The following is a 12539-nucleotide window of genomic DNA, read 5'->3' as shown; positions in this document are numbered from 1 at the left end:
TTAACATTAAGAGCTTTGTCAACATTGAAAAACCTTTAAGAGAAACAATAACAATCACGGAGTTAACAATGAAAATTAATAAGATCACCGCAAATTTTCGCAAAACGGCTCTTGTCGCCGCCTGCGCAGCCGCCTTTGTAGCAGGAACCGCAGCAGCCGATGAGCATACTTTGACAATCGGCATGTCCTTTCAGGAGCTCAACAACGAGTATTTTGTGACCATGCAGGAGGCACTCGAGACCGCCGCAGAGAGCCTGGGGGCTGAGGTGATTGTCACCGATGCACGCCACGATGTCTCCAAGCAGGTCAGCGACGTAGAGGACATGATCCAACGTGGCATCGATATTCTGCTGCTCAACCCTGCCGACTCCGTCGGGGTTGAAACGGCGGTGTTGTCTGCCCGAGAAGCAGGCGTCACCACGGTCGCGATCGATGCCCAGGCAGAGGGCCCAGTGGATGGCTTCGTGGGTTCCAAGAACTATGACGCCGGCTACTTAGCCTGCGAATACCTCGCCCAACAACTCGATGGTGAAGGTCAGGTAGCCCTACTGGATGGCATTCCGGTTGTGCCGATCCTGCAACGTATTGAAGGCTGCTCCGACGCGCTTAATGAGTACGATGGCATCGAGATCGTAACCAAACAGAATGGCCGTCAGGAGCGTACCCATGCGATGACAGTCACCGAGAACATCATCCAGGCAAACCCGGATCTAAATGGTCTCTTCAGCGTCAACGATATCGGCGCGCTGGGCGCTCTGATAGCCATTGAGGCCAGTGGTCAGGACATCAAGCTGGTCAGCGTCGACGGTCATCCCGAGGCAGTCGCAGAGATCCAGAAGGCTGATTCCGCGTTCATCGCCACCTCAGCGCAATATCCCGCAGACATGGTGCGTGTAGGGCTCGGCCTGGCGCTGGCTAAGCACTGGGGTGCAGAAACTGCGCCCGCGGAAATTCCCATCGACGTACAACTGATCGACCGCGACAAGGCCGCTGACTTTAGCTGGTAACCCCTCCCACCGACGATGATGACGTGTGCTGCCCCCTACGGGCGGCGCACGAGGGTATCCCTATGACTCCATTACTTTCCCTGAGACACATCTCGAAGTCATTTCCCGGGGTGAGGGCCCTCACGGATGTATCGCTCGATGTCCATGCTGGCGAGGTGCATGCTCTGCTTGGCGAAAACGGGGCCGGCAAGTCGACTCTGATGAAAATTCTCTGCGGCATCTACCGACAAGATGAAGGTGAGATCAACATCAATGGCGAGGTATGCAATTTCCATGGCTACCAAGACGCCCTCAACGCGGGCATCGGTATCATCTTTCAGGAATTCAGCCTGATCCCCGACCTGGACGCCGTGGATAATATATTCCTTGGGCGTGAATTGCGTAACAGATTCGGGCTGCGAGACCGGCGCAGCATGATCGCCGAGGCGCAGCACCTGCTAGACCGCCTCAAGGTCTCGATCCCCTTAGACCGCCCCATCGCCGACTTGAGTGTCGCCGACCAGCAGTTCATCGAGATCGCCAAGGCCCTGTCACTGAAAGCGCGCATCCTGATCCTCGACGAGCCGACAGCAACCCTCACGCCTAGCGAAGCAGATCACCTGTTCACCATCATGCGCAAACTGCGCGAGCAACAGGTCGGCATGGTATTCATATCACACCACATGGAAGAGATATTCACCATCTGTGATCGTGTCACCGTGATGCGTGACGGTGAGAAGGTCGACGACTGCGACGTCGTCTCGACTACCCCCGACGACCTAATCGAGAAAATGGTCGGCCGCCGTGTTGAGAATCTTTATCCCGAACAGCGTAGCGATGCCGATTATAACGATGTGGTATTAGACATTGAATCCCTGCGCCTTGATGTCAATGGCCCCGAACACTCATTGAAGCTCTACCGCGGCGAGATCCTCGGCTTTGCTGGCTTAGTGGGGTCGGGTCGCACAGAACTGGCTATGGGGCTGATCGGTGCGACGCGCCCCGTGCATGCCAAAATCCTTATGGAGGGCAAGCCAACTAAACTCCTACACCCCGCCACCGCCCTGAAGCAGGGGATCGGCCTTCTACCGGAAAGCCGAAAGATCCAGGGATTGATCCTACCGTTCTCTTGTCGCGAAAACATCACCCTGAACAATCTGACACAATTTCAGAGTGCTTTGCCACTGATCAAGCGCCGCCAAGAGTCCAGTACTGCCGCCGATCTGATGAAGGCAGTCCGCGTCAAGGCTCCCAGCCCCGAAACCCCAGTGGGCAATCTCAGCGGCGGCAACCAGCAGAAGGTTGTTATCGCCCGCTGGCTGGGCCACCAGTGTAAGGTGCTGATCTTCGATGAGCCCACCCGCGGCATTGACGTCGGCGCCAAGTCAGAGATCTACGCCTTAATGAAAGAGCTCACTGCCCGAGGCGTGTCGATCATCATGATTTCGTCCGAACTCCCGGAAATTCTTGGCCTATGCGATCGCGCAGCGGTCTTCTACCAGGGACAGATCGCCGCCGAACTGCAAGGCAACGATCTCAATTCACAATCCATCATGCATCACGCCACGGGGGGACTCAGCTCATGAGCCAGCTCGACTCAATACCCGGCAACACCCACCAGTCCCTCAAGATGCGGCTGGCCAGTTGGCGCCGTACTCCAATCTTCTACCCGCTGATCGGTTTCATCGTCGTTTTCATTGCCATGTCGACCATCAACGACAACTTTCTAACCATAAGCAACCAAGCCAATCTGGTGCGTCAGACCTCGATCATCGCCATCATAGCTGTGGGGGTGAGCCTAGCTATTCTCACCGGCGGCATCGACCTCTCCGTGGGCCCGGTAATGGCCTTGTCGGGAACAGTAATGGCTGGGCTGATGGTGGCGGGGGTTCCTCCGTCGCTAGCCATCCTGCTAGGCGTATTGGTAGGTGCAGGCTTCGGAGCTTTCAATGGCTTTTTTGTTGCTTTTGCCGGCATGCCACCCATCATCGTCACTTTGGCCACCATGGGGATTGCCCGCGGGCTTGGCTTGATATACACCGGAGGCTACCCAATTTCCGGCCTCCCCCCGGAATTTGCCTTCTTCGGTCGCGGCAGCTTGGCCGGCATCGAAACCCCGATACTGATCATGATCAGCGTCTACGCACTCGGCTTTTTGCTGCTTCACCATACTGCGACCGGACGCTACCTGTATGCCATTGGCGGCAATGAGGAAGCGACTCGGCTATCCGGTATCCGAGTGTCCCGCTACAAGTTGCTGGTCTACACCCTGAGTGGCACGACTGCGGCCATTGCCGGGTTGATCTTGACCTCTCGGTTGATGAGCGGCCAACCCAACGCCGGGATCGGCTTCGAGCTCGACGCCATCGCCGCCGTAGTACTGGGCGGCGCCGCTATCACCGGTGGGCGAGGAATGATTCTAGGCACACTGGTAGGCGCCATGCTGCTTGGCGTGCTCAACAACGGCCTTAACCTGATGGGGGTATCGCCCTACCTTCAAAACGTTATCAAGGGCCTGATTATCCTGTTGGCGATCTACATTAGCCGCAAACGAACTCCCTGAGACCCTGCTCATGCCGATCATGCATCGGCTAAATGCCAATCCCAAATCGAGCGAGTGACGCCACATCATGAACTTCGAACTCCACAACCAACGCATCCTCGTTACGGGAGCGACCAGCGGCATCGGCCTCGATATCGCGCGGTCTCTGGCTGAACTCGGTGCCGAACTGGTGCTGTTTGGTCGCAACCGGGATCAGCTAGCCAAACTCGAGAAAGAGCTGGGGGCACGCACCCTGGCCGTCGACATCACCGATGAGGCCGCAGTTGTCGCGGCCTTCGTCGAGATGCCCGTCCTCGATGGCCTGGTCAATTGTGCCGGTATCTCGATCCTCGACGATGTCTTGGATTTCAAGGCGAAGGATATCGAGAACATTATGAACACGAACGTCACTGCCAGTGCCGTGGTGGCACGGGAAGCGGCTCGCCACATGATCGCGCACGGCCGTCAGGGCAGCATTGTCAACGTCTCAAGCCAAGCATCCATGGCCGCTCTGCCCGGCCACCTAGGCTATTGCGCGTCTAAAGCAGCCATGGATGCCATGACTCGTGTGCTGTGCCTCGAGCTGGGTTCCAAAGGCATCCGCGTCAACAGTGTCAACCCGACGGTGACCCTGACCCCCATGGCCGAACGTGCCTGGGCCGATCCCGCCAAGCGCAACCCGATGCTGGCCGCCATTCCCCTAGGGCGCTTTGCCACTCCCAGGGAAGTCGCCCTTCCGGTTGCCTTCCTTCTCAGCCCGGCCGCGTCGATGATCAGCGGAGCCTGCCTGCCGGTCGATGGTGGTTTCACGTCTCACTAGCCCCTTGTGTTAGAAGGAACCTGACATGTATATCGGTGTGGATTGTGGTGCTCAGAGCCTCTTGACGAGAACCCCGAACCCGACCGCGCCGCTGCCTATGACCAGGCCTATGCCCATTACTGTCAGGCCTTGGCCAATCATTACGGCTGAACACCCATCCCTATGCCTTACATAACCGACCACTTATTCGAGGAAGATACTTCATGACCCAACGACTCGACGCCCTTCGTCAGCACTCCATGGTGGTCGCAGACACCGGCGACCTTGACGCCATCAAACGCTATCAACCCCATGATGCCACCACCAATCCCTCGCTAATCCTCAAGGCTTTCGATCTGCCGGCCTACCAAGCACTGATCGATCAGGAACTCGCGGCGGTCAAGTCCGAGGATAACGGCCGGCGAGAAGCGCATGCCGTAGATCGCCTTGCCGTGGCCATGGGCAGCGAGATCGCCAAACTGGTGCCCGGCCGTGTTTCCACCGAGGTAGCCGCCAAGTTGTCCTTCGACACCCAGGCCAGCATACGCAAGGCCCACGAGCTGATCGAGCTCTACGAGCAACGCGGCGTGTCCAAGGATCGAGTGCTGATCAAGCTGGCATCAACCTGGGAAGGCATCTGCGCCGCCGAGGTGCTGGAGAAAGAGGGCATCAACTGCAACCTGACGCTGCTGTTCAGCGACGCCCAGGCCAAAGCTTGTTTCGATGCTGGCGTTTTCCTCGTCTCACCGTTCGTCGGCCGTGTCACTGACTGGTACAAAAAGGAGACTGGCCAGAATTTCCCCCCCGAGAACGACCCTGGGGTGCAATTCGTACGCGGCGTCTGCGAACGGGTCAGCCAGGGCGGCTTCGACACCGTGGTGATGGGCGCGAGCTTTCGCACTGTCGACCAGGTGCTGGCACTCGCCGGCTGTCCCCGACTAACCATCACACCTACGCTGCTTGAGGAACTCGCTACCGCAACGGGAGCGGTGGAACCCAAGGTGTTAATGACACGCAACGGTGGCCCTCGTCCTACTCCACTCTCAGAGTCCGCCTTCCGTTGGGATCACAACAAGGATGCCATGGCCAATGACAAACTGGCCGAGGGGATACGGCGCTTCGCCGATGATCAGGAACGCCTGGAGGAACTGATCGCCGACCGTTTGGCGACTCTCTAAGCTCGTAACCTGAACTGCAACTAGCCGCCGATTGGGAATCCTTACGCCAAGTCCGGCCAACCCGCTATGGGCCAACCGCGACCGCTTCGTGCTCTCCGAGGGTATGATGCAAGACGAAAGCTGATGACTAGTCAGTTACCGCCGGAGGATATAAGTGTGGCGGAGATCACGACCTCACGGCTGGCGGCCATGGGATCCTCAATCTGTTCAAAGAGTATGTGAAATGCCTCGTGCCCTAACCGGTAGGTGTCATGCGCAGCACAAGGCACTGACACCTCGAAGATATCAGCATAAGGCAAACGGTCGACCCCCAATACCATCACATCGTCCCGAGACACACGTGCATCATGCAGGGCACGCATGGCGCCCAAAGTAATCAGCTGATTGAACCCAAACACGGCTTCGGGGAGTTTGCCCTGACGTAGGTAATCGGCCATATCGCGATAGGCCGGTTGCAAGGTGTAGTCCCCGGGGCGCTGCTCCACCACTAAGGAGACGCCCGCCACGTCAAAGGCTGTCTTCAGGCCGATCAGCCGGTCTTGGGTGATCCGCGAGTCACGCGGCCCCGTCAACGCAAGCACCCGGCGGATGTCCTTCTTCACAAGCAGTTCACCAAGCAGACTCCCGGCAAGACGGTTGTCCAGTACCACACGGCTGAAGTCGGATACGTTCAAGGTACGATCCAGCATAACCACTGGTAAGCGGGTAGCACGCAAGCGATCAAGGTAAGCGGGGCGATAGGCGGCAGCGTCGGAGACGGGCGAAAGGATGATGCCGGCTACCTGATAGCTGAGCAGGGTTTCGATCGCCACTTCCTCGCGCTGTGGCGAGCCATCTGTATCAATCAGAATGATGGTGTAGTCACGCTCCTCGGCCGCACGAGAAACTGCCTTGATCACCTCGCTATAAAAGGGATTATCCACGCTTGCCGTGACCAGGCCAATCAGCCGGTTCTTACGACTCCGAAGATGGCTCGCAAAAGCATTAGGGACATACCCCAGTTCCTTCGCAGCGGCGAGGATCTTCTCCCGAGTCGCTACTTTCACCTTGTCAGGATTATTCAAGGCACGCGACACCGTCATATTGGTCATGCCCACATGTTCGGCGATGTCGGTGATAGTAACCTTGTGGCGACTTACCATACTTTACTCTGTTGTGAATTTTGTCGTTTTGATATGCCCCTCGCTGCTCTACCCAACGAAGCAGCACCAGCGTCGTAAGGATACTACGCCAGGTCTGCTCACGAAAATGGGGATGATTTATGGATGTAACCTACCGGCAGGGATCCGAACCCTGGATAGGCTATTAACCTATGCCGGTTTTCAACACACCGAGGCTATGCTGCCACTTAATCTAACCAACTGATAATTTAATGTTTGTCCGTTTGGTGCAACGTGACTCAATGGCATAAAAGGCACATTTCGCTCGCGCTTGTGGCGATGTCGTCAGGCGAACAAATCGACCTTAACGACCCAACGCGTAGATTTCTTCATCCTGTGTTCCCTTCCGTAATGGGATCAGCCAGTGGTGCTGCTCGCTTGCTTGCTGCCACGCATGCAGCAGGCCCAGCGAATAAACCCCACGGTCAAATAACGTTAGAGAATAGTCAGGCGTACTGGCCATCAGGTCTGTCGTCAACTCCATTTGACACACCATCCGCACGGCCAAACATTGGAGAAAGAACGCCTAGCAGCCGCTGCCGAGCTAAATGAGCCCGAGTGGATAGGCGCGGATCGAGCTCAAGAGCCGGAAACGGTCACCATAAGCCGCGCTGAATACGACCAGCTGCTAGCCGATCAAGCCAAGCTGCGCGCCCTGGAAGCCATGGGCGTCGATAACTGGCCTGGCTATAGCGATGCCATGGAGCAATTGGCCGCTTAAGTGTTTACTTGTTTAATACTGCTTTATTGAGGCAATTCGCATGCAAGCAGTAAATTAAGCTATTCTTAGCCCTCCCCCTTTTACATAACTGGAGAGAAATATGCTACGGAAGAGCCTAATTGCCACACTGCTGGTAACAGCTTCGCTGCCTGCTTGGGCTTTTGAATTGAAGCCAGGTCTATGGGAACAGACCATTGAAAGCAATGCTCTTGGTGGTGAGACGCCGGAGGAAATGACCGATCAGCAATGTATTACAGAAGAGGAAGCTAAAGACCCTGAAGCGGCATTTCGCAGTGACTTCAGTGAGGCTGGATTTACTGATGTTGAGTTCACGCAGAGCGGCAACACAGTTCATGCTTCTGCGTCTAATTCATACGGTGATCAAGATGTTGAGATTAATATCACCATTACGCAGCATAGCGAAGAGCACACTACCTCCAAGACCGAGCTGATTAGTAGCGAAACAATTACAACGACCCAAGAAAACCATTGGATTTCAGAAGACTGCTAACGCAGCATTATCGTTTAATTCGCGCTGAAGAAAGGCCATCCATTGAGGTGGCCTTTTTAATGCCTGCAATTCACACCCATCCACTCTAAGAGTACTCCCATGTCACACCCAACCGATGTGACCAAGTTCCTAGAGGACTTGGACGGCGGCGTATTGGCAGAACGCCTAGGTAAAGTCCTGAGCCATGCAGCAGCGTCGGCAACGGACAACCCGAAAAAGAAAGCCAAAGTGTCGGTTGCCTTGACGGTCGGAGAATTGGCTCTTGCAGTTTAATCAGCTAACCGTAGATCCTCCACGGGAGGCATGCTAATTTAACCAAAACCTGATATAAAAACGAAAAAAAGAAAGCAATATGTCCCACCTCTCAGTAGGTATAACAACTGTACTTACATCACTACTATTCGCCGTTCCAGCCCACTCTGATAGTCTTTATCGCTGGCATCCAGTCCGTAGTTCTGACGCTCAAGCTTGATAACGCGGGCGAGGGCTTGGGTACCATGGCCCATGCACTTGCCGACGTACTCCAGGGGAATATCAATCTCAGTCACGCCAGTAGGCAGTTCAATCTTGATCTTGCCTTCTGCCAGCTGGCTTTCCAGCCGCTCGGCATAACGCTCAGCAATACCCCGCCAGCGCTCCAAGGTTTTGCGGTGCCCCTTAACCACGGCGGCATTCTCGTTAGCCGCCTGTTCGACTACCTGCTCATCGTCCCGGTCGTAAGCGGCTTGCGCTTCAGGCAAAAGCGTGGCGCGGGTAATCTTCTCCTGGGTGCGTTCACGTACACGCTCGGTAAGATCTTTTGTCCAGCCATATTTCTTTTGTCGGCGGGAGATATTAGAGCGGTTCACGCCGTGACGGGCTTCAAGCTGAGCAAGAGAAAAACGACCGGTGCGGTACTCACGCTCGATCAACTCCCAGTCGTGTCTTTTCGCCATAAAAAAACGCCACCATTGCTGGCAGCGCCCTAAAATATATTGTTTTAGAACAGCGTTTCCTTTAACTTCTAATTTCTATTAAGAAGCGGTCTATTAACTGTCAACAAGGAATCTGAGTGTGTTTGAATTCTCTTTCGGCCTGATGCCAATACTCTTAGCGGTGGCTTTGCCGCTTATCTATGTCGTTACACGTCAAGCACGTCGTGCAATTGCCTGGGTCGGAAAAAATGAACCACCCAAAGAGCGAGCTTGGGTTATCGTTTTGATAGCAGCTCTTTTCGGGCTTATTGTTGGAAGCTTTATTCAACCAGCATATGAGCAAGCTCTGGTTTGCAATGCATATGCTCAACCGCTTGTTCAGTGCGTTCTAACCAACCTATAAAATTAGATGTGCCCGGGCGTCTCACGACGTGCCGGGCGTTTGGTGGCACTGCCTCACGGCATGGCCTTAGGTGACGCTTCACAGCGTTGCCTTGTCGCCTCGCGGCGAGAACCAGTTACTGCTTTGGAATTTGTTGGTAAATGCTCTGTTGCGCTTTCGCTTGCTCACGGGCCACCTGTCCACTTTGCCAGGTTGAAATACCTCGCTCAGCGGTTTGACCAGCGATATAGCCACCTACACCCAACGTCATAAGGTTCCAAAGGGCTTCAGGGAGTGGCAGCGTCAGGCCTACGCCAAACATCGCAGACAGATACGGGGCGATCAGGTAGTTGTTGGCGACGATGGCCACAATCGTGAGCATGAGAATCGGACGCCAGTTGCGTTGCAGCCAGCTCTCACCAGCCGCTTCTGCCAATATCACCTTAAGTGCACTGTTCTCGGCATCGATCAACTGAGTTTGGCTCTCGTGCTTCAGTCGGGCGGCTTCGTCTTTGTCAGTGACTGCCTTGTCGATCACGCTGAACAGCGGGCCGGTAATCACCGATAACGCTTTAGCTGCAATGCACACTGTCTGGTCTCCAGCGCCGACACGCGGCTGTTCAAGTTATCGATACGCCCTTCTATCTCATCCAGTTCACGCCTGGCATCCGTGGTTCGGTAGTAGGTATCACCCCATTCCCGTAGCTCTTGGCGTAGCTCATTGAGCATTAAGCCCTGGGTTGTCAGTCGCTCCTCAAGAACAACCGACTGCTGCCCCAGCTTCACAAGCTCGGTACCCGCCCAAATGATCAGTGCCACCAGCAGCACTTGGATTCCTGTCTGCATATGCCGCTCGAATACGGATGGTTTCACGTCGCGCTCCTGGGGCATTACGCCGCCCTCCGTAACTTGGCGCGCTCGTACCAGGTCTGGTCGTTAGCACACAGCTCGCCTTGGGCGCGCTTAAACTCCAGCAGCAGGCGCTCTAATGAATGCTCATGTTGGCCGTAGCCTGCACCTGGCAGCGACGCCCAGATATTCCGGCACCGATGAATAGCCTCTGCAATCTCGCCTGCTTGAATGAGGGGCAAGGCGCGCTGTTCGCGGATTTGCTGAATAGCACAACGGTCTTGGCTGATTGGCCCGAAATCGGGCAAGCCAAGCTGGTCGCGGTAATGAGGCCAAAAGCGGCTTAACTGCTGGTACCGGCCTGCTGCTGTTGAGTGCAGTCCTTTACGCACCTTCACGTTTTGGCGTGGATGGTCGGCGTAATCGTCCAGCAGAATCAGCTTGCTTGGGATAGAGCCCACAATGATGCGGTAACCGCCATCGGTGAGTGGGTCTTGCAGCATCGGCTTGCCAATCTCGGCAAACGCCAACACATCCAGAAACGCACAGACGTTACTGCCGCCAGCGGCTTGGGGAGTAATACGGGGCATAGGGATACCTACTGTCTCACGACAGTAGAAAGATACAATATTAAATCAACGAATTTTTGCTAAGAATTTTTCTGCAACGTCATCCAGAGCGGCCTCAATTTTAGTTTTTATCTCAATAACATCCTCTATTTCTTCGGATCGGCTTAAATGTCCAAGACTTTCCCGACGCCGGAACAACTCTCTTAAGTCGTTAGGAGTATTATCAATAATCCCAATATATTGATAAAAATGAATATTTACTGTTGCACACAAATCTCCAACCTGAGATTTCAAGTAAGCCTTTTCTTTCTTTAAGCTCAGTTGAGGCCTACTACCAATTTGTTCAGTAATAATCGCTTTAGCCACAAGACGCGTATCGATATCTTGCAACTCTTCCCTGCAAAACTTAGCAAGTCTGAAAATTTTTTCGGCATTATCTCGCCTAGCAATTTTGTTTTGAGCATTGAGAGTTGCCCAATGAGAAATCAACCCACCTAATAGCGCGCCGATGAGCGTGCCAGCTACAGTTCCTGCTATAGTCCACCAATCTGTAGGTATTGGAGACATTGCTTGAACAGATACTTGGATAGGTTGATTTAAGATCTCTGGTAGCAACGGCGGCACTCGCAGGGCCTCATAGCAAAACGCCCCGGCAAAGCCGAGGCGTAAATGGGATAGTGGGAATATACTAGCTATTTCAGGCACAAGGAGCAAGAACTTTGCAATCTGCTATGCATACCCCTGCTCAATGTCAAACGTAGTAGGCATACCAATTTCCTTAAGCAGCATTCGACCGAGCTGAGAAATTTCAACACTATGAGCAAAATCTCCTGCCCTTGGGTCAAAGTCAGGTACTTGGCCTCTCTTGACGTTGCCATAATTTTTTCTTAATAGCCCCATGCGAAGTAAATGTTTGGGGCCGCTTTCATAGAGATGTTCATGCTCTATGTCTTCCATACTTGAATTCAAATGCGTCGGATGGGGACGTTTTACATCGGAGAATGGATCATCGTGGCAGTGACCATATGCGCGGCCATGGGCATTCAGCAAAACTAACTCATCTTCATCCAGTTCGCCCAATATTGTTAGCAAACGCTTCCTGCGGACTAAATCTGCATCATCTAGCGTCAGCCCTCTTGAAACAGCCTCAACGATCATTTCTATACGCTTGCTGGAAGTAGCCCTGGCTGCTTGGTAGCCTCCCTCTTCAATGAGGTCAACTTTTTCGGGATACTCTAAAAGCGTTTCCTGAACAGTGGACTCAAGCTGCTCTACTCTTGCAGAGAGAGCTCGTAGGTATTTAGCAACACGGCCTGCTCGCTGGCCAGGTATTACGTTCCCAATGATTTCGGCCAAGGGGCCTCCAACCATTGGGATCAAACCAGTCGCGCCCTTCCCCAGAGATACAAGCTTATCAACTAACTCGTCGTCAAGGCCGTCATTATGGGCCTTGTCCGACTGTGTTTTATCCGTCACTGCTGCCCCCTAAATTTAGTAAAGCTTAGCGTTCCAGCATAACCAATAAATTAGTCATCACCAATGTTACATCAGTTAGCAGGCTCTAATCTAAAATGCCTACCAGACGCTTGTAGGTAGGGCGTCGCCTCATATTTACAGGGATTAACAAGAAAGCAGCATAGACAGAAAAGGCCCACCGCTTAGCAGCAGGCCCTTATTCATTTTGAGATGGTTTAGCTAAATTCAGTACCGTGGCAGCTTGGACATGGTGGTAAAGTGTCAGTATGGTCATCCAAAATGACATTGTCACCGCAATTATCGCAAGTATAAGTGCCTTTGCCTGGTTTCTCGCCGGTAGTAGGCATAACTGCTCCTTATGTTTGATGGTGTGATAATCCCCCTGTGGGAACTATCAGCCTAGAGCACTTAATGAAAACTAACCAGCTCACTGAGGCAAAATGCTCCAGAAA

17 protein-coding genes and 1 pseudogene are annotated in these 12539 nt (G+C 54.0%); 9 read left to right on the top strand and 9 right to left on the bottom strand.

Annotated elements, in window-relative coordinates; translation table 11 throughout:
* Positions 1–68: 68 nt before the first annotated feature.
* The 5 genes from ACW17M_RS19500 to tal all read left to right on the top strand — a co-directional run bounded on the left by ACW17M_RS19500 (position 69) and on the right by tal (position 5505).
* The gene (locus tag ACW17M_RS19500) at positions 69–1007 is read left to right on the top strand and encodes an ABC transporter substrate-binding protein (RefSeq protein WP_427769530.1); all 939 of its coding nucleotides are present in this window, start codon (positions 69–71) and stop codon (positions 1005–1007) included.
* 62 nt (positions 1008–1069) lie between these two features.
* Complete coding sequence (locus ACW17M_RS19495; RefSeq protein WP_027959477.1) at positions 1070–2572, top strand: sugar ABC transporter ATP-binding protein; 1503 nt, start codon at positions 1070–1072, stop codon at positions 2570–2572.
* Positions 2569–3549 (top strand): ABC transporter permease, encoded by a 981-nt coding sequence (locus ACW17M_RS19490; protein ID WP_457547975.1) that lies wholly within the window; start codon positions 2569–2571, stop codon positions 3547–3549. The genes ACW17M_RS19495 and ACW17M_RS19490 overlap by 4 nt, the downstream gene beginning before the upstream one ends.
* A gap of 67 nt (positions 3550–3616) precedes the next feature.
* Positions 3617–4348 carry an SDR family oxidoreductase gene (locus tag ACW17M_RS19485; RefSeq protein ID WP_039859866.1) on the top strand — a complete coding sequence of 244 codons (732 nt, stop codon included), beginning with the start codon at positions 3617–3619 and terminating at the stop codon, positions 4346–4348.
* Between the two features lie 203 nt (positions 4349–4551).
* Positions 4552–5505 (top strand): transaldolase, encoded by a 954-nt coding sequence (tal, locus tag ACW17M_RS19480; RefSeq protein ID WP_414126782.1) that lies wholly within the window; start codon positions 4552–4554, stop codon positions 5503–5505.
* A gap of 131 nt (positions 5506–5636) precedes the next feature.
* Here tal and ACW17M_RS19475 read toward each other — a convergent pair whose 3' ends face one another.
* Together ACW17M_RS19475 and ACW17M_RS19470 are read right to left on the bottom strand one after the other, a co-directional pair.
* Positions 5637–6647 (bottom strand): LacI family DNA-binding transcriptional regulator, encoded by a 1011-nt coding sequence (locus ACW17M_RS19475; protein WP_230805727.1) that lies wholly within the window; start codon positions 6645–6647, stop codon positions 5637–5639.
* Positions 6648–6972: 325 nt separating this feature from the next.
* A pseudogene (locus ACW17M_RS19470) lies at positions 6973–7167 on the bottom strand (IS4 family transposase); the annotation flags it as partial.
* Between the two features lie 9 nt (positions 7168–7176).
* Here ACW17M_RS19470 and ACW17M_RS19465 point away from each other — a divergent pair.
* From ACW17M_RS19465 to ACW17M_RS19455, 3 genes are all read left to right on the top strand, one after another.
* The gene (locus ACW17M_RS19465) at positions 7177–7386 is read left to right on the top strand and encodes a hypothetical protein (RefSeq protein ID WP_457547974.1); all 210 of its coding nucleotides are present in this window, start codon (positions 7177–7179) and stop codon (positions 7384–7386) included.
* Between the two features lie 100 nt (positions 7387–7486).
* Complete coding sequence (locus ACW17M_RS19460; protein WP_457547973.1) at positions 7487–7897, top strand: DUF3617 domain-containing protein; 411 nt, start codon at positions 7487–7489, stop codon at positions 7895–7897.
* Positions 7898–7996: 99 nt separating this feature from the next.
* Positions 7997–8170: a hypothetical protein gene (locus ACW17M_RS19455; RefSeq protein WP_457547972.1), complete on the top strand. Its 174-nt coding sequence runs from the start codon at positions 7997–7999 to the stop codon at positions 8168–8170.
* Between the two features lie 113 nt (positions 8171–8283).
* Here ACW17M_RS19455 and ACW17M_RS19450 read toward each other — a convergent pair whose 3' ends face one another.
* Complete coding sequence (locus tag ACW17M_RS19450; RefSeq protein ID WP_457547971.1) at positions 8284–8832, bottom strand: hypothetical protein; 549 nt, start codon at positions 8830–8832, stop codon at positions 8284–8286.
* 118 nt (positions 8833–8950) lie between these two features.
* On the opposite strand from ACW17M_RS19450, the gene ACW17M_RS19445 reads away from it, so the two are divergent.
* Complete coding sequence (locus tag ACW17M_RS19445; protein WP_457547970.1) at positions 8951–9214, top strand: hypothetical protein; 264 nt, start codon at positions 8951–8953, stop codon at positions 9212–9214.
* 115 nt (positions 9215–9329) lie between these two features.
* Here the strand turns inward: ACW17M_RS19445 and ACW17M_RS19440 are convergent, their stop codons facing one another.
* From ACW17M_RS19440 to ACW17M_RS19415, 6 genes are all read right to left on the bottom strand, one after another.
* The gene (locus ACW17M_RS19440; protein ID WP_457547969.1) at positions 9330–9782 is read right to left on the bottom strand and encodes a 3TM-type holin; all 453 of its coding nucleotides are present in this window, start codon (positions 9780–9782) and stop codon (positions 9330–9332) included.
* Positions 9752–10066: a hypothetical protein gene (locus ACW17M_RS19435; protein WP_457547968.1), complete on the bottom strand. Its 315-nt coding sequence runs from the start codon at positions 10064–10066 to the stop codon at positions 9752–9754. Before ACW17M_RS19435 ends, ACW17M_RS19440 begins: the two co-directional genes overlap by 31 nt.
* A 17-nt stretch (positions 10067–10083) precedes the next feature.
* Entirely contained in the window at positions 10084–10632 is a 549-nt protein-coding gene (locus tag ACW17M_RS19430) for a glycoside hydrolase family 24 protein (protein WP_457547967.1), read from the bottom strand.
* Between the two features lie 45 nt (positions 10633–10677).
* Positions 10678–11235, bottom strand: coding sequence for a hypothetical protein (locus tag ACW17M_RS19425; protein WP_457547966.1), 558 nt, complete (start codon positions 11233–11235; stop codon positions 10678–10680).
* Positions 11236–11340: 105 nt separating this feature from the next.
* On the bottom strand, positions 11341–12087 hold the full coding sequence (locus ACW17M_RS19420; RefSeq protein WP_457547965.1) for a hypothetical protein: 747 nt from the start codon (positions 12085–12087) through the stop codon (positions 11341–11343).
* 215 nt (positions 12088–12302) lie between these two features.
* Complete coding sequence (locus tag ACW17M_RS19415) at positions 12303–12434, bottom strand: zinc ribbon-containing protein (protein ID WP_457547964.1); 132 nt, start codon at positions 12432–12434, stop codon at positions 12303–12305.
* Positions 12435–12539: the final 105 nt, after the last annotated feature.

The organism is Vreelandella sp. 2A-K22, from assembly GCF_054065485.1.
The sequence above is the reverse complement of the archived record's forward strand: the minus strand, read 5'-3'. Positions and strand labels throughout refer to the sequence as shown.